This is a genomic window from Permianibacter aggregans, from assembly GCF_009756665.1.
GTDB lineage: Bacteria > Pseudomonadota > Gammaproteobacteria > Enterobacterales > Permianibacteraceae > Permianibacter > Permianibacter aggregans.
This window is the reverse complement of the sequence record NZ_CP037953.1, coordinates 2,121,745-2,138,540: the sequence shown is the minus strand read 5'-3', so window position 1 is coordinate 2,138,540 and position 16,796 is coordinate 2,121,745. Positions and strand designations below refer to the sequence as shown.

Below are 16,796 nucleotides of genomic sequence, written 5' to 3'. Positions count from 1 at the left end.
CAGATTTCATTGATTCGCTATCCACAAGATCCCTTTTTCTGATCGAAAGTCAAGCATTGATCAAATACTGATCGCTATTTTTATCCATTATCATGATTGCCTGTGGATTAATCGCCTCGATCTGCTTACACTCGCGATCTTTTCCCGAGACCCTACACTGAAACCCTCCCGAGCATGAGCCAAGGACCCTTGTGGCCAGTTTGCCAACAACGATTACAAGATGAGCTGAAGGCAGATGAATTCAGTATGTGGATTCGTCCGTTACAGGCCAGTGAAGCCGATCATGAAATCCAATTGTTCGCACCTAACCGTTTTGTCTTGGAATGGGTACGTGATCGCTACCTCGGTCGGGTTCGTGATTATTTAATTGAGCTGAAAGGCGACAAGGCACCATCGGTGCTATTAAAAGTCGGTGAGCGTCAATTGATGACAAAACCGGTTGTTCAACAAGAAGTGGTCAGCAAACCTGCGGCACCCGTTGTTACGACCAGAGTTGAAGCGGTGGTTCAGCCAATTGAACACAAGTCCAGTCTGAATACCGCTTTTGTCTTCGATACCTTTGTCGAAGGCAAATCAAACCAGGTGGCGAAAGCCGCGGCATTACAAGCGGCAATGAACCACGGACGTGCGTACAATCCATTGTTTATCTATGGCGCTACTGGTCTTGGCAAAACCCATTTGATGCACGCGGTTGGCAATATGATCGCGGCCCAGAAACCGGGCGCAAAAGTCGTGTACGTTCGTTCTGAAAGATATGTACAGGATATGGTTAAGGCGCTGCAAACCAATACCATTGAGCAATGGAAACGGTACTATCGTTCATTGGATGCGCTGCTGATCGATGATATTCAGTTCTTTGCCGGCAAAGATCGCTCCCAGGAAGAGTTTTTCCACAACTTCAATACGCTGTTTGAAACCAATCGCCAAATCGTCATTACCTGCGATCGCTATCCGAAAGAAGTCGAAGGTCTCGAAGATCGACTGAAGTCTCGTTTCGGCTGGGGTTTGACTGTTGCCATCGAACCGCCAGATTTTGAAACCCGGGCCGCCATTTTGATGGCCAAGGCCGAAGCGGCCAATGTCAAGCTGGAACAGGAAGTGGCATTTTTCATTGCCAAACGTATTCGTTCCAATGTCCGGGAACTGGAAGGGGCACTGACCAAGGTGATTGCCTGGGCCCATTTCACTGGCCGGCCGATCACCGTTGATATGGTCCGGGAGGCGCTGCGGGATTTGATCGCTGCCCAGGAAAAGATGGTCACGATCGAAAATATCCAAAAGATCGTTGCTGAGTACTACCGTATCAAGCTTTCTGATTTATTATCGAAACGGCGCAGCCGCAGTGTCGCCAGGCCGCGCCAGGTCGCCATGGCCTTGGCCAAGGAACTGACCAGTCACAGCCTCCCAGAAATCGGCGAGGCTTTCGGTGGCAAAGACCATACGACGGTGCTGCATGCCTGTCGCAAGGTCAAGGAGCTCAAAGAATCTGATCGCAGTATGGAAGAGGATTTTGCCAATCTCTTGCGTACGCTAAGCAGTTAAACCACAACATATTGTATTGGTGGAATTCGATGAAATTTACCCTGGCCCGAGAAACCCTGCTGCCGGCACTGAACATGGTCTGTGGCGCTGTCGAACGTCGCAGCAATTTGCCGATCCTGTCCAACGTGTTGGTCAGCGTCGAAGAAGGCAAGCTGTCGCTGACCGGCACGGATCTGGAAGTCGAGCTGATGACCGAGTTGCCGCTGGAAGGCGCCGAGCCCGGTGACATCACAGTGCCAGCCAAGAAATTCCTCGATATCGTCAAAGCTGTTGGTGATAAACAGCAAATCAGTTTTCAGCTCGGTGATGGCCGGGTCAATCTTCGGGCCGGCAACAGCCGCTTTACGCTGACGACACAACCGGCTAGCGAGTTCCCTTCGGTCGAAGAAGGTCCTGGCGCGGTTCAGTTCGAAATCAGTCAGAACGAATTGCGCTCTTTATTTGAACGCACGCAGTTCGCCATCGCCCAAGGCGACGTCCGTTACTACATGAATGGCTTGTTCTTCGAGTTGAAAGTTGGTCGCTTGCGCACTGTGGCCACCGATGGGCATCGGCTGGCGCTGGCTGAAGCCAAGCAAGCGATTGATTCACAAGGTGATTTTGGCGTCATTATTCCACGCAAAGGGGTCATTGAGCTGTCGCGCCTGCTGGAACCCAGCGATACCGATGTCAAAGTCACTGTGGGTACCAACCATATCCGACTGCAAACCAGCCAATGGCAGTTCGTCTCGAAGCTGGTTGATGGCAAGTTTCCGGACTACGAGAAAGTCATTCCGCGCGGTGGCGACAAGTTCATGAGTGTCAACCGCGAGATGTTGAAGGAATCGCTGTTGCGAGCGGCGATTCTCTGTAACGAGAAGTTCCGCGGTGTACGCCTGAGCCTGAGCCAAGGCAGCCTCACCTTGAACGCCAACAACCCGGAGCAGGAAGAGGCAGTGATTAATCTGGATGTCGATTACAGCGGCCCGGACTTAGAAATCGGCTTCAACGTCAACTATCTGCTGGACATGGTTAACGCCGTCAAATGGGAGAATATCCGCTTCCAGTTCATCGATTCCAGTTCTTCGGCCGTGGCGGAAGAGCAGGGTGGTAGCGGCACGCTGTTCTTGGTCATGCCGATGCGTTTGTAATGCGGCTGCAGGAAGTTCAGTACCACAATGTCAGGAATCTAAAGGATGGGGCGCTCGATTTGGCGCCCCATCTTACTTGGATCTATGGCGATAACGGCGCCGGCAAAACCTCGATACTAGAGAGTATCTATCTGCTCGGTACAGGCCACTCGTTTCGTACCAACACCATCGATAGAGTGATCAGCCATGAGCAATCGCAATTTATTGTGTTTGCCCGTGGTCAAGAAGATGGATTGGAGCATCGAATTGGGCTGCAACGAGACCGCAATGGTCAGATGGTCATTCGCCTGAATGGCAATGATGTTCGTCGCCTGGCCGATATTGCCATGTTGCTACCAATACTGGCGTTCACACCAGACAGCTATCAGCTACTCAGCGGTTCCCCGAAAGAGCGCAGACGCTACCTCGATTGGGGAGTGTTTCACGTGGAACATCGTTTCGCCGAAGTCCATTCCCGGTTTAGCAAGACCCTGAGACATCGCAATGCGCTGTTAAGGCAGCAGGCGAGTAGGGAAGAGCTGAACCTGTGGACCCGGCACTTGGTCAATGAATCGATCAAACTCAATGAGTTTCGCCAGCAGTATTGGCAGCAGCTGGCACCGGTCATTGAATCCGTTTTGACGCAACTCTACCCAAACAATGAAGTCAGCTTTGGTTTTTATCCCGGCTGGACCGGTGAGTTGGAGCAGGTAATGGCCGATCATCTGGATAAGGATATTGAAGCCGGCAGCACCCGCTTCGGTCCACAACGGGCTGACATCCGCTGCCGTATCGGCCGGGTTTCCGCCGATGAGGAGCTATCGCGTGGCCAGAACAAGCTGGTAGTGCAAAGTTTGCTGCTGGCGCAGATCCGCCTGTTTTCGCAATTGACCGGCCGCAGTGGTGTACTGCTGCTTGATGATATCGGCGGTGAACTGGATCAGGGCCGATTCGAGAGCTTATTGAACGAAGTCTTGGCGCTTGAACACTGGCAAGTCATTGTCAGCGCTACAGAAATCGGGCCTAAACGGCTGCTGAAAGAGTATAATAGCGCCATGTTTCACGTGGAACATGGCCAGGTTAAACCGGTCACTGTCGACCACGAACAGCATTAACCCCAGGCACCGCTTTATCGCGGTGCTTTACGTATTTGAAAGGGCTTTGGCACGAGTATGAGCAACGAGAACGACAATAAACCGGGATACGATTCCTCCAGTATTTCCGTATTGAAAGGCTTGGATGCGGTTCGCAAGCGCCCCGGCATGTACATCGGCGATACCGATGACGGTACCGGCCTGCATCATATGGTGTTCGAAGTTGTCGATAACGCCATCGACGAAGCCCTGGCTGGCTACTGCACCGACATCGTTGTAACCATACACCCGGATGATTCCGTCTCGGTTTCCGACAACGGCCGCGGTATTCCGGTCGACCTGCACCCGGAAGAGGGCGTCTCAGCGGCCGAAGTGGTCATGACCATCCTGCACGCCGGCGGCAAATTCAACCAGAACAGCTACAAAGTCTCCGGCGGCCTGCACGGAGTAGGGGTGTCGGTCGTTAACGCCTTGTCGGAAGTGCTGCAATTGACCATCCGCCGCCAAGGCCATGTCTGGGAACAGACCTATCACCTCGGCGTGCCGCAAGCACCGATCGCCCCAACCGGCGACTCCAGTGCCACCGGCACCACGGTCCGCTTCAAGCCCAGCAATACCATCTTTACCCAGACCGAATTCCATTACGACATCCTGGCCAAGCGTCTGCGTGAGCTGTCGTTCCTGAATTCCGGCGTTTCCATCCGGCTGGTCGATGAACGCCACGGCAAACAGGATCATTTCTGCTACGAAGGCGGTATCAAGGCCTTCGTTGAGCACCTGAACAAGAACAAAACCGCCGTCAATCCGGGCGTGTTCTATTTCAGCCGTGAAGTCGAAGGCGCACCACCGATCACTGTCGAAGTGGCGCTGCAATGGAATGATTCCTACGCCGAAAACGTCTTCTGCTACACCAACAACATCCCGCAGCGCGACGGCGGCACCCATTTGGCCGGCTTCCGTTCAGCGCTGACTCGCTGTCTGAACCAGTACATGGAAAAAGAAGGCCTGCTGGCGAAAGCGAAAATCCAGACCACCGGTGACGATTCGCGTGAAGGCCTGACCGCGGTCGTTTCCGTGAAAGTGCCGGACCCAAAATTCTCCAGCCAAACCAAAGACAAACTGGTGTCTTCGGAAGTTAAACCGGCCGTTGAAACGGCGATGTTTGAAGCCCTGGAAACCTTCCTGCTGGAAAATCCGCAGGACGCCAAATCCATCTGCGGCAAGATGATCGACGCTGCCCGCGCGCGTGAAGCGGCCCGTAAAGCCCGGGAAATGACCCGCCGCAAAGGCGCGCTCGATATCGCCGGCCTGCCCGGCAAACTCGCTGATTGCCAGGAACGCGATCCGGCGCTTTCCGAACTCTATATCGTCGAGGGTGATTCCGCCGGCGGCTCAGCCAAACAGGGCCGTAACCGCAAAAATCAGGCGATTCTGCCGCTGAAGGGTAAGATCCTGAACGTCGAGAAAGCCCGTTTCGACAAGATGCTGTCCTCACAGGAAGTCGGCACGCTGATCACGGCGCTAGGTACCGGCATTGGCCGCGAAGACTACAACCCGGACAAGATCCGCTATCACAGCATCATCATCATGACCGATGCTGACGTCGACGGCGCCCACATCCGCACACTGCTGCTGACTTTCTTTTACCGGCAAATGCCGGAAGTGATCGAACGCGGCTACCTCTATATCGCCCAGCCACCTCTATATAAGGTCAAGAAAGGCAAGCAAGAGCAATACCTGAAAGACAACAAGGCGCTGGAAGACTACTTGACCAATATGGCTTTGGAAGATTCGGCGCTGTACCCGAGCCAGGATGCCCCCGGAATTCAGGGCCCGGCCCTGGAAAGTTTGGTCAAAGCCTATCGCGGCGCACTGGCCCAGATTGACCGATTGTCACGGATCTATCCGGCTGAAGTCATGGAGCTGTTTATCGAGCTACCGGTACTGAGCGTTGATGACCTGACCGATAAAGACAAGGTGGCGCAGTGGTGCCAATTATTGTCCGAAGAACTGGTCACTGCTCCGGGTTCCGCTACTCGTTATGAAGTCGAAGTCACCGAAGACGCCGAACGCCACCTGTTCCTGCCGGACGTACACATCCGCCACCACGGCGTTGATTCCAGCTACCGCTTCGACCGCGATTTCTTTTCCTCCAACGACTATCGCAAACTGACCGAAGTCGGCAAAGAAATAGCCTCAGTTGTGGAAGTGGGTGCTTACATACAACGCGGTGAGCGTAAACAGGAAATCCAGCGTTTCAACGAAGCCCTGAAATGGCTGATGGACCAGGCCAAACGCGGTCTGAACATCCAGCGCTACAAAGGCCTCGGCGAAATGAACCCGGAACAACTCTGGGAAACCACCATGGACCCCAACGTCCGGCGCATGCTGAAAGTCACCATCGAAGACGCGGTTGCCGCCGATCAGTTGTTCACTACGTTAATGGGTGATGTCGTTGAACCACGCCGAGAATTCATTGAGCAAAACGCCCTTGCGGTAGCAAATCTGGACGTTTAAGAAAATTTGTGGGATCTCAGAGAAAGACCGAAAAAATCTCACAATTAAGCCGAATAGACGTCTAAATGAGAAAAGCCCGAAAGGGCTTTTTTCATATTTATCAGAAACTTAAGCGCTTCTCGTAAATCTGGCGATTTTCAGAAAAATCGAAGGCTTTTAACTGCTAATCGACTATAGGATACCTTCTAGCTTACGTCCGCTTTCGGCCAGAAGCGGACGTAAGATTAGTCAGTCTCGACTACGAGAATGGCCTTGTAATTGATTGGCTAGTTCAATGGCGCCGAACTGCTGATATTGTGCCCAAGCTGGGCGAAACTGCCGTACTATCATAAGCAGGAAGCGCCAGCCGGGGTGGTTCGAATCATAAAACTTGGCCACCAGCATATCTGGTGCGGCGCAATAGGCTTTATCCATGTTCCTATGAATTCGAATTTCTACCTTCCACGCAAGCTCCTGAGCAGTGACAGGACATACACCGAAGAAGAGCTTCTAGCGGCTTCGAAATACCTCGTTGTCTTGGCCGAACCCGGTGGCGGAAAAACTGAGCTCATGGGAAGCCTTGCCCAGCAGCTGGGCACGTCTCGCGTATCAGCAAGCGTGTTTGGATACGCAGACGCTGACCTGCAAAACAGACCGCTCGTAATAGATGCCTTTGACGAATTGGCCAAAGTCGACCAATCAGGTATTTACAAGCTTCTCGCTAAGGCAAGGAATGCGAAACCAACGTGCCTCATCATTTCGAGCCGATCCAGCGAGTGGGACAACGCCGCTACAAATGCATTTGAAGAATTTCTGGGGAGCACACCACTGGTAGTTAGGCTGTTCGAATTTGATGAGGCTGAACAGCGGGCGATCTTTGAACATCATATTCAAGGAGAGGACTTTGCAGCGTTCCAGACTGAAGTAGCTCGATTTGATCTGGATGCGCTTCTTCCAAATCCCCAATTCCTGAAACTATTTGCTGACGCTTACATCGAGAGCCAAAGACGCTTCGCTGATAAGTGTTCGATCTTTGAACAAGCGGTCGAACGCTTGGCAAAGGAAGCCAACGCTTATGTAACAAGAGCCAATCCCACACTCTCAACCACACACAAAGTTGAGCTGTCGTCGGAGGTTTTCGCTAAGCTCTTGTTGTCCGGTGCTGATGGTGTTAGTACGAGTGAAGTGACAGAAGACCGGATGTATCCCCTACTGGCGTCACTATTTTGCAGCAACATTGCAGCCGACGGGATCCTAGCAACTCGACTCTTCAAACCAGGAGACCGAACGGCTATACATCATCCAGTCCACAAGATCGTCGCTGAATACTGTGCCGCCAGCTATCTCTCAAGGCGCATAGCAGATCCGGAGGATCCTCTAACACTTCCCAAATGCCTACCTATCATCGCCCCAAACTCCATAGTGCGAGATGAACTCCGAGGCTTACTGGGCTGGTTGGCAACACTAGGTGTTGATTTGCATTTAAAACTGACCCAGGATTTGCACGCAAAATTGACCCACCCTGATGGTTCGATTATGGCGTAGATTTTGGTTTTCTGTCTCGTTTGTTTTCCTCTTGGTTGGTGGTCGAATGTTTTAATCGATAGCTATCATTGCCGGTTTCCACGATATGGCAGTGATGGGTCAGTCGATCCAATAGCGCTGTCGTCATCTTCTCGTCACCAAATACCGACGACCATTCGGCGAAGCTTAAGTTGGTGGTGATGATGAGGCTGGTGCGTTCATAGAGTTTGCTGATCAGATGGAACAATAAGGCACCGCCTGCCTGACTGAACGGCAAGTATCCGAGCTCATCGAGTATCACTAGATCGGTATGCAGCAGCCGATTGACGAGGCGTCCTTGTCGCCCTTGCTGCTTTTCCAGCTCCAGGGCGTTGACCAGTTCGATCGTGGACAGGAAGCGCACGCGCAGTCGGTGATGCTGGATCGCTTGCACACCGATAGCGGTGGCGAGATGGGTTTTACCGGTGCCTGGGCCGCCAACCAAGACGACGTTTTGCGCTTGTTTCAGGAACTCACAGCGGTGCAGGGTTTTGATTAACGCTTCATCGGCCTGGCTGTGGGCAAAGTCGAAGCCGGTTAGATCGCGATAGACCGGGAAGCGCGCGACTTTCATTTGGTATTGAATGGAGCGCACATCGCGTTCCGAGGATTCGGCTTTCAGCAGCATCTGCAATACCGGCAGCGCTTGCTGGTAGGCCGGTGCCGCTTGCTCGGCGAGCGTCGCCATCGCATCGGCCATGCCGTGCAGTTTTAACGATTTAAGAGTGTTGACGAGACCTTCACTGTTCATGGCGCAGGCTCCGCAGACGATCGTAACGGGCGGTGTTGGCCACCGGTTCGTTGACCAGCTTCAAGACTGCTGGAGGTTGCAACGGCGTTGGTCGCGGCGGTTGTTGCAAACGATGGAGGCAATTGAGCACATGCGCTTTTGACGGCTCACCGAGTTCCAGCGCGTGGCGGATGGCTTGCTCGACCAGTTGTTCATCGTGCAGCAGTACCAAGGCCAGGATGTCGGCCATTTCCCGGTCGCCGCCGAGGCGTTTGAGCAGTTTGTGTTGCAGCAAGCGGAAGCTCTCCGGCAAGCTCGTGAACGGCGCGCCGTTACGCAAGGCACCGGGTTTACGTTGCACCACGCTGAGGTAATGACGCCAATCGTAGATGGTGCGCCCGGGCGTGCTTTTCTCGCGATTGAACACCCGCACGTGTTCGGCAATTACCTGCGCTTCCGCGACGATGACCAAGCGCTCCGGATAAACGCGCAGACTGATGGGACGATTGGCGTAACTGGCCGGTACGCTGTAGCGGGTATGTTCATGGGTAATCAAACAGGTCGATGACACCCGTTTGCTTTCCTCAACAAAGCCATCGAAGGCGGCCGGTACCGGCATCATCTCACTTTGTTCATCGGCCTGGCACTCGGCTAACGAACGCGCCCGGTACTCAGGGTGCGCGGTTTCTTGCCACAAGCTTTGGCAACGTGCGGCCAACCAGTGATTCAGTTCGGCCAAAGACGAGAAGCTTGGTGCCTCATGCCAAAGCCGATGGCGAGCATCCAGCACGGCTTTTTCAACTTGGCCCTTTTCCCAACCGGAAGCGGGATTACAAAACTGCGGCTCAAACAAATAATGGCCAACCATCGCCTGAAAACGCTGATTGACTTGCCGCTGTTTGCCGCGACCAATCTTGTCGACGGCGGTTTTCATGTTGTCGTAAATGCCACGCCGTGGCACGCCACCAAAGGCCTGGAAGGCGTGATAATGAGCATCAAACAACATCTCATGGGCTTGCGTCAGGTAAGCGCGTAAGAAAAACGCCCGGCTGTAACTGAGCTTAAAGTGGGCGATTTGCAGTTTGGTGCTGACCCCGTTCAGCTTCACCCAGTCCTCACTCCAATCAAACTGGAATGCCTCACCGGGCGCAAACTGCAACGGCACGTAAACATGCTTGCCGGATACGCGCTTGGCGTCTTCTTGCGATTGGCGCCAGCGCCGGGCAAACGCCGCTACCCGATCATAAGAACCGGTATAACCCAGCGCGACCAAATCCCGATGCAGCTGACGCACCGTTCGTCGTTGCTTGCGATGTCGGCGCGATTCGCGGAACAGCCAACTGGTTAATGTCGGTTCGTAGTCATCCAGATTGTTGGGGCTTTTACGGGCCGGGTAGGCAGGCTCTACCACGTCACTGACCAGGTATTTGCGCACCGTATTGCGGGACAAGCCGGTGCGCCTGGCTATCTCCCGGATCGGCACTTCTTCACGGAAATGCCAGCGTCTGATCACACTCAATAAGGCCACGTCTATCACTCCTTCATTCCCCCGCAAACCCGTTGCGGAGCAGTGTTACACGTGGGTCAAATTTCGATGCAAATCGTGGAGTTTAGTGGGTCAGTTTTGGGTGCAAATCAACAACCTGGGAAAGAGGTGCGCATCATCACAGCGTTGAGCGATGGAAAGGCGGAAGTGCGTGCAATAGCGGCCCAGTGGTTGGGGCGGCTACGACATTCGCCAGCGATAACGGCATTGGAGGCGGCGGTTAGCAAGGAAAAACATGATGTTGCCAAAGGCGCTATGCTCGATACCTTGCAGCTGCTTGGACAGCCGGTTGAGAAATATCTCGATCGTGAAGCGCTTCTAAAAGAAGCAAAGAAGTCGCTCGCCAAAGGATTACCAAAAGATCTGGAGTGGTTTCCTTGGTCAGCGCTGCCGACGGTTCGCTGGCAAGATTCCGGTGAGCCCGTAAACGTAGACGTAATCCGCTGGCTGTTGGCGCAAGCAGTAAAACAAAAATCCGCTGAGCCGAACGCCGTGTTGCGTAAATACTGTGCGATGTTCCTGCCGCGCGACCGCGAGGCGTTCGGACAGTTTGTGTTGGAAACTTGGCTGGCTGAAGACATCAAACCGATTCCTGCCGAAGAGGCGATGAAACGTGCCAGTAGCCAAGCACAGTCCGTCCATGGCTGGATGACAAATTCACCACAGTATTATAAAGATGATCCCAATTTCGGTCGGTCAGTGGAGGAGCTCACGGCCATCTACTTACCCGGGTTTCTACGACAGCCAGCGGGTTCCGCTATTGGCAGCAAAGGATTGCTGGCGGTCGCTGCAGCCTGTGCAGCCGAAAGGGCGGCGGCGCCGGTTGCCCGTTATTTGAAAGAGTATTACGGCACTCGCGCCGCGCAAGGGAAGGCGTTGATTGCGATGTTGGCCTGGATTGAGCATCCTTCGGCAACGCAGTTGATGTTGTCAGTTGGCAACCGCTTTCGCACCAAGAGTTTTCAAGAAGAAGCAACACGGCAAGCTGAAGCGCTCGCTGAGCGCAAAGGTTGGAGCTTGGCGGAACTGGCCGATCGGACCATTCCATCAGCGGGGTTTGATGAAACTGGCGTGCTTGACTTGAGCTATGGCCAGCGCCGATTTAGTGCGCGGTTGCTGCCAGACTTCAAGGTTGAACTATTGAATCCTGACGGCAAGAAAATCAGTGCCTTACCGGACCCTCGCCAAGATGATGATGCTGAACAAGCACGTGACGCTAAGAAGGCCTTTTCCGCCGCAAAAAAAGAAATCAAGACAATTGTCGAGTTGCAGTCCAGCCGACTCTATGAAGCATTGTGTACGGAGCGAGAGTGGTCGTTTGATGATTGGAGCCGATATCTAAACCAGCACCCTATCATGCGCCGTTTGTTGCAACGTCTGGTGTGGACAGCTAGCGACGGTGGCGCCGTGATCGGCACTTTTCGACCGCTGGACGACGGCACGTTAACCGATTGCGACGACAACGAACTACAACTGCCTTCGACGTCACAAATCCGGGTCAGTCATGACAGTAATTTGCCCGCGGAGTTGGTTACGAAGTGGCAACAGCATCTCATCGATTACGAAATCACCCCGTTGTTCCAGCAGTTTGGTAAAGGCAGCTATGCCTTACCGGCCGCTAAGGAAAAAGCGCAGCACATTAGCGACTTCGAGGGGCATCTTATTGAGGCATTTGCCTTGCGCGGACGCGCGCTGAAACTCGGCTATACCCGCGGCCCCGCTGAAGACGGTGGATGGTTCCATGTGTACGAAAAACGCTTTCCAACCCTTGGTTTGATTGCCGTGCTGGAATTCACTGGCAACCCGTTGCCGGAGGAAAATCGAACAGTGGCACTGCTCAACATGTCGTTCGTTTCCGCGCAAGGGGATGCGTGGCAGCGCAGTGCTGAGCGGTTATCAACCGTGCCAAACGTTTTGTTATCCGAGTGCTACAACGATCTGCGTTTGATTGCTGCCGAGGGTTCTGGCTATGACCCAGAATGGCAAAAGAAATCGGAGTACTGATTGATCATGAATGCTGCTATGGAAATCCTTCGCGCACCCGCTGAAACGGTTTTTGCCGAAGAGTTATCGCGATTGGCTAAAACTGATCGATCACCTCGACCCGCCGGTTGGACGCTCTCACCCCGAGCCGTGCGAGCGTTTATCCTGGGCGATGACAAACTTTCGATAAGTCGAAAATTTTTCGGTGATGATGCGTTAATTGATCGCTGCATTGTTACTTTGATGAGTAATCGAGGCTTATTGTTAGTCGGTGAGCCAGGCACGGCGAAATCGATGCTATCCGAACTGCTAGCGGCAGCGATCTCCGGTTACTCAGCATGCACGATACAGGGCACGGCAGGCACGACAGAAGATCAAATCAAATACTCTTGGAACTATGCGCTATTACTCGCCGAAGGTCCTTCACCCCGGGCCTTGGTACCGGGGCCACTTTACGAGGCAATGGCGCACGGCCGGTTGTGTCGGTTTGAAGAAATAACACGGGTGCAGCCTGAAATTCAGGATTGTCTGATTAGCCTGCTGTCCGACAAAGTTTTGCATGTGCCGGAACTTAAAGACGAAGGCGCGACCATTTTCGCGGCGCGAGGTTTCAATGTACTGGCAACCGCGAATATTCGTGATCGCGGCGTCCACGAAATGTCCAGTGCATTGAAGCGGCGGTTCAATTTTGAAACCGTGAAGCCGATTAATGATCGTAAGCTGGAAACCCAGTTGGTGCGCGATCAAACTGCAGTACTGTTGCGACAGGCGCAGATCGACGTCGATTTCAGCTCTGATGCCATCGAATTGCTGGTGACGACCTTCCATGATTTGCGCAATGGTGTTACTGCCGAAGGTATTGTCGTGGAGAAACCAACCGCCGTAATGTCTTCCGCTGAGGCGGTGGCGGTCGGTTATGCCGCCGCGCTGGACGCTCACTATTTTGGTAACGGTGAGGTCGCAGGTGACCACATTGCCCGGCAATTGATCGGCACGGTGTTGAAAGACAACCCGGATGATGGAAAAAAATTGCGCCATTATTTTGATGTCGTGATCAAGCAGCGTGCCCAGCGACAGCGCCATTGGCAGCGGGTGCTTGACGCTCGTCGCGAACTTGACCGCTAAACGTTGGTTGTGAGCGGACTGATGTCGCCCACTTCCGCCGAATTGCGTGCGCTCGCGGAGCAGTTGATTACTCCGGAACTCATAGTATTTCCGGTGCGGCACCACAGCCCGGCATGTGCCTGGCAGCTGCGCAGACTGTTTGCGAGTTATAGACCTTCCGTTGTGCTGGTGGAGGGGCCGCGTTCATTCAATGCGTTGCTGCCACAGCTGACCGACCCCGCTGCACGCATGCCATTGGCAATCTACACCTATGCCGTTCGTGAGAAAGCAGGCGGCGATGGCGAACAACGTCGCGCGGCTTACTATCCATTTTGCGATTACTCACCTGAATTGGTCGCCATACGCGAGGCGCATGCGCGCGGCATTGCCACTCGCTTCATCGACCTGGAATTTACCGAACAATGCCAGCTCAGCAGCGAGCACGACAGCGAAGAGAACGCTTCGCTGCTCGACGAGCAGCATTACCGCCGCAGCCAGTATCTGCAAGCGCTTGCTGCACGACTCGGTTGCCGAGACCATGAAGAGTTATGGGAGCATTTGTTCGAGGTATCCGCAGGAATGCGACCACTTCACGAACATATCGCGCGTATGACGACGTACTGCCAACTCGCCAGGCTCGACAGCAGTGACGAAGAGCTGCGGGCGGATGGCACCTTACTGCGCGAAGCAGAAATGACGTGGCATATTCGCCAAGCATTGGCGGAACGCCAACCCGATCAAGGGCCGGTAGTCGCGGTCGTCGGCGGATTTCATGCAGTCGCGTTACCGTCGTTACTGACCGCACCGCCGGCGCGACCTAGCTTTGCGCGTGGCGAAGTTAAAGATGCCGCGTCAGCGCTAATTCGCTACAGTTTTGACCGACTTGATCGACTGAACGGTTACGCCGCGGGCATGACGTCGCCGGGTTGGCATCAGTTGCTATGGCAACTGATGTTGAAATACGACAAGGTCTTGCAACCTGAATCACCAGAGGTGCGCAATAGCACGGCATTAAACGTACTGATGACGCTGGCCACCGAGTTGCGGGGTAAACATCAGCTGGCGCTGCCGTTACCGGCGGTAACGGCGGCCTATGAACAATGTTTACGACTGGCACAGCTACGCCAACGGCCAGCACCGGTCCGCGATGATGTGCTCGACGCAGTGACCAGTTGTTTCATCAAAGGCGACGCCGATGCGGACGGTGTGTTGGTGCACGCGGTGGCCCGTCAGGTGTTTACCGGCACCGCGATGGGTGTGGTTCCACCGAGTGCTGCCGTGCCGCCGTTAGTAAAGGATTTTGGCTACCGTGCTCGGCTGCAGCGATTAAAGATCGATGATGCTTTACCACACCGTTGCGCACTCGATATCTACCGAAAGCCGGCGCATCGACTAACCAGCCGTTTACTGCATGGTTTGTCGCTGTTGGGTGTGCCGTTCGCCGTGCGCACCGGAGGGCCAGATTTTGTCGCGGGACTCAATTTAGATCGGCTACAGGAACACTGGGAATATAGCCATTCCGCTGCAACCGAGGCCGCGCTTGTGGAAGCCTCCGTCTATGGCGTAACGCTGCCATTGGCAGTGGCAAACCGTTTTGTTGCGCGGCTCGACAAATTACAAGCTGCAGGTGAGTCCGCCAGTGCCCGCACCGCCGCCGCGCTTTTGAATCATGCCTGTGTACTTGGGCTTCATGATCACCTACCGCGAGTCATTACGATGTTGCGGCAGGCTATCGGTCAAGATGCGGCGTTCGATTCTGTTACCGCAGCGGCGAGCTGTCTCGGTCTGCTATGGGAATCGCGCGAACCACTGGAAGCGCGCGATGTGCAAGCATTACCCACGCTTTTGCAAGCCGCCTATGAGCGCGCCATGTTTCTAGGTCGGGAGCTACGTGGCAACCAGTGCGAACCAGCAGCTGCCGTACAAGCGCTGGTGCAATGGCGTGAATTGCTTGTGAGTGCGGCCGGCGGCGAACTGGATCAGACTCTGTACTGGGACATGATCGAATTTCTTCATCATGAACACGATGCCGCCTTGATTCGAGGTGCCGCCACTGGCCTTTGTTACGGCGCCAACCGACTGGATGAAGAAGCGTTAGCAACCGTAGTTCGAGGCCATCTACAGGGGCTCGCGAAAGCAAGCGAGGCGGTTGCTTTCTTACGTGGCTTATTGCAAACCGCACGAGAAGCCGCCTGGCAACAACCAGCTTTACTGAAAGTGCTCGACGACTTGCTGGCGCAATGGCCCGATTCCGACTTTATTGCGAACTTGCCTGAGCTTCGGCTTGCCTTTGCAGAAATGACGCCTAAAGAAACCGACCGCATTGCCGCAGCGGTTAAAGCCCTGCATGGAGGCCGTGAGCTGGGCTCGCTGGTCAACTATGAAATCAATGCGCAAGATTTGCAACGCCACCTCGAACTATCCCACCAGTTAAAAGCATTGATGCGCGCTGATGGCCTTGCCCACTGGAGCGAGACATGAGTCGACTCGATCGCTGGCGGCTGGTGTTGGGCAAATACGCCGGTCAAAAACTTTCACATCAACAAGCATTATCGACGGAGCAAGCACGCATCGATGCGGCCCTCGAATTTCTCTATGGTCGTGAATACGCCGGTCGCGGATTGCGCAAGGAGCCGGGTTCCGGTTCGTTGGACGCTTCCCAGCTGACCTTAGTTACCTGGCTAGCCGAAGTACGGGAGCTATTTCCGCGCGACACCATCGAGATTATTGAAAAACATGCGCTGGATCGCTACGGGCTGACCGAGCTGGTGACCGATCCGCAAACGTTGGAACGATTGGAGCCGAACCAACAATTGTTGCGAACGCTGCTGACATTGCGCAGTCATTTGAACAACGAGGTGTTGCCACTTGCTCGTCGAATTATTCGTCAAGTGGTGGAAGAGATTCGACGTCAGCTGGAATCGGAAATTCGACAAACATTGTCGGGACGACTTAATCGGTTTCGTCACTCGCCGATGGCTGTGCTACAGAACTTTGATGCTAAAGGCACGTTGCGACGTAACCTCAAGCACTACGATCGGGATCGCCAGCAGCTGGTAATTGAGCAACTCAAGTTTTTTGAGCGCAATAGTCGGCGGCTGCCATGGGACATTATTCTTTGTGTCGATCAAAGCGGTAGCATGGCGGATTCCGTCATTCATAGCGCGGTAATGGCTGGTATCCTTGCCGCACTGCCGGCATTTCGCGTCAAGCTGGTGGTATTTGACACCAGCATTGTTGATTTATCTGGCTATGCTGACGATCCGGTCGAGGTCTTGATGCAGGTGCAACTCGGCGGTGGTACCGACATTGCGCAAGCCATGCGTTACTGCCGTCAATTGGTGGAGAATCCGCATCGTACCGTTTTGGTTTTGGTCAGTGATTTCTGCGAAGGCGGCTCGCCCGGTGAGCTCTTACGGGTAGTCAAATCACTTTCCGAAGCACGGGTTAAACAGCTTGGGTTGGCGTCACTTGATGCGCAGGCGCAGCCGTTTTACGACCGTGAAATGGCTGAGCGTCTTGCCGCTTGTGGTATGGAGATCGCTGCATTAACGCCGCAGCGACTCGCGCAATGGTTGGTCAGAGTCGTTTCATGAGCTTGCGTGCGCTCCTGCTGGAACAGTTAAGCC

The 16,796-nt window shown here is 54.1% G+C and carries 12 protein-coding genes; 9 read left to right on the top strand and 3 right to left on the bottom strand.

Translation table 11 applies throughout. From position 1 onward, the window contains the following. Positions 1 to 174 precede the first annotated feature (174 nt). From dnaA to gyrB, 4 genes are read left to right on the top strand one after another with little or no spacing between them, the layout of a single operon-like run. Entirely contained in the window at positions 175 to 1,542 is a 1,368-nt protein-coding gene (dnaA, locus tag E2H98_RS09465) for a chromosomal replication initiator protein DnaA (RefSeq protein WP_133593611.1), read from the top strand. 29 nt (positions 1,543 to 1,571) lie between these two features. After that, positions 1,572 to 2,672 (top strand): DNA polymerase III subunit beta, encoded by a 1,101-nt coding sequence (dnaN, locus tag E2H98_RS09460; RefSeq protein ID WP_133593609.1) that lies wholly within the window; start codon positions 1,572 to 1,574, stop codon positions 2,670 to 2,672. Continuing rightward, the gene (gene recF, locus E2H98_RS09455) at positions 2,672 to 3,766 is read left to right on the top strand and encodes a DNA replication/repair protein RecF (protein WP_133593607.1); all 1,095 of its coding nucleotides are present in this window, start codon (positions 2,672 to 2,674) and stop codon (positions 3,764 to 3,766) included. Before dnaN ends, recF begins: the two co-directional genes overlap by 1 nt. 57 nt (positions 3,767 to 3,823) lie before the next feature. Then, positions 3,824 to 6,262 (top strand): DNA topoisomerase (ATP-hydrolyzing) subunit B, encoded by a 2,439-nt coding sequence (gene gyrB / locus E2H98_RS09450; RefSeq protein WP_133593605.1) that lies wholly within the window; start codon positions 3,824 to 3,826, stop codon positions 6,260 to 6,262. 228 nt (positions 6,263 to 6,490) lie between these two features. Here gyrB and E2H98_RS09445 read toward each other — a convergent pair whose 3' ends face one another. After that, a complete protein-coding gene (locus tag E2H98_RS09445; protein ID WP_133593603.1) occupies positions 6,491 to 6,676 on the bottom strand; it encodes a hypothetical protein in 186 nt (61 codons plus the stop codon). A 6-nt stretch (positions 6,677 to 6,682) separates the two neighbouring features. Between E2H98_RS09445 and E2H98_RS09440 the strand changes: the two genes are divergently transcribed. Further along, positions 6,683 to 7,786, top strand: coding sequence for an NACHT domain-containing protein (locus E2H98_RS09440; protein WP_198325280.1), 1,104 nt, complete (start codon positions 6,683 to 6,685; stop codon positions 7,784 to 7,786). Here E2H98_RS09440 and istB read toward each other — a convergent pair. After that, positions 7,776 to 8,555, bottom strand: coding sequence for an IS21-like element helper ATPase IstB (gene istB / locus E2H98_RS09435; protein WP_133593992.1), 780 nt, complete (start codon positions 8,553 to 8,555; stop codon positions 7,776 to 7,778). The genes E2H98_RS09440 and istB overlap by 11 nt on opposite strands. Then, entirely contained in the window at positions 8,545 to 10,071 is a 1,527-nt protein-coding gene (gene istA, locus E2H98_RS09430) for an IS21 family transposase (RefSeq protein WP_425325201.1), read from the bottom strand. The genes istB and istA overlap by 11 nt, the downstream gene beginning before the upstream one ends. Positions 10,072 to 10,227: 156 nt before the next feature. Between istA and E2H98_RS09425 the strand changes: the two genes are divergently transcribed. The 4 genes from E2H98_RS09425 to E2H98_RS09410 are packed head-to-tail and all read left to right on the top strand — an operon-like array spanning position 10,228 to position 16,763. Beyond that, on the top strand, positions 10,228 to 12,084 hold the full coding sequence (locus E2H98_RS09425; RefSeq protein WP_157591325.1) for a DUF4132 domain-containing protein: 1,857 nt from the start codon (positions 10,228 to 10,230) through the stop codon (positions 12,082 to 12,084). A 6-nt stretch (positions 12,085 to 12,090) separates the two neighbouring features. Further along, positions 12,091 to 13,188: an ATP-binding protein gene (locus E2H98_RS09420; RefSeq protein ID WP_133593955.1), complete on the top strand. Its 1,098-nt coding sequence runs from the start codon at positions 12,091 to 12,093 to the stop codon at positions 13,186 to 13,188. A 21-nt stretch (positions 13,189 to 13,209) separates the two neighbouring features. Next, complete coding sequence (locus E2H98_RS09415) at positions 13,210 to 15,648, top strand: DUF5682 family protein (protein ID WP_133593953.1); 2,439 nt, start codon at positions 13,210 to 13,212, stop codon at positions 15,646 to 15,648. Continuing rightward, positions 15,645 to 16,763 carry a VWA domain-containing protein gene (locus E2H98_RS09410; RefSeq protein ID WP_133593951.1) on the top strand — a complete coding sequence of 373 codons (1,119 nt, stop codon included), beginning with the start codon at positions 15,645 to 15,647 and terminating at the stop codon, positions 16,761 to 16,763. The genes E2H98_RS09415 and E2H98_RS09410 overlap by 4 nt, the downstream gene beginning before the upstream one ends. Positions 16,764 to 16,796 lie beyond the last annotated feature (33 nt).

What these genes read in the sequence shown, in the direction of transcription:
- dnaA (WP_133593611.1), top strand. Translation starts at nt 175, where the DNA reads ATGAGCCAAGGACCCTTGTGGCCAGTTTGCCAACAACGATTACAAGAT.
- dnaN (WP_133593609.1), top strand. Translation starts at nt 1,572, where the DNA reads ATGAAATTTACCCTGGCCCGAGAAACCCTGCTGCCGGCACTGAACATG.
- recF (WP_133593607.1), top strand. Translation starts at nt 2,672, where the DNA reads ATGCGGCTGCAGGAAGTTCAGTACCACAATGTCAGGAATCTAAAGGAT.
- gyrB (WP_133593605.1), top strand. Translation starts at nt 3,824, where the DNA reads ATGAGCAACGAGAACGACAATAAACCGGGATACGATTCCTCCAGTATT.
- E2H98_RS09445 (WP_133593603.1), bottom strand. Translation starts at nt 6,676, where the DNA reads ATGGATAAAGCCTATTGCGCCGCACCAGATATGCTGGTGGCCAAGTTT.
- E2H98_RS09440 (WP_198325280.1), top strand. Translation starts at nt 6,683, where the DNA reads ATGAATTCGAATTTCTACCTTCCACGCAAGCTCCTGAGCAGTGACAGG.
- istB (WP_133593992.1), bottom strand. Translation starts at nt 8,555, where the DNA reads ATGAACAGTGAAGGTCTCGTCAACACTCTTAAATCGTTAAAACTGCAC.
- E2H98_RS09420 (WP_133593955.1), top strand. Translation starts at nt 12,091, where the DNA reads ATGAATGCTGCTATGGAAATCCTTCGCGCACCCGCTGAAACGGTTTTT.
- E2H98_RS09415 (WP_133593953.1), top strand. Translation starts at nt 13,210, where the DNA reads ATGTCGCCCACTTCCGCCGAATTGCGTGCGCTCGCGGAGCAGTTGATT.
- E2H98_RS09410 (WP_133593951.1), top strand. Translation starts at nt 15,645, where the DNA reads ATGAGTCGACTCGATCGCTGGCGGCTGGTGTTGGGCAAATACGCCGGT.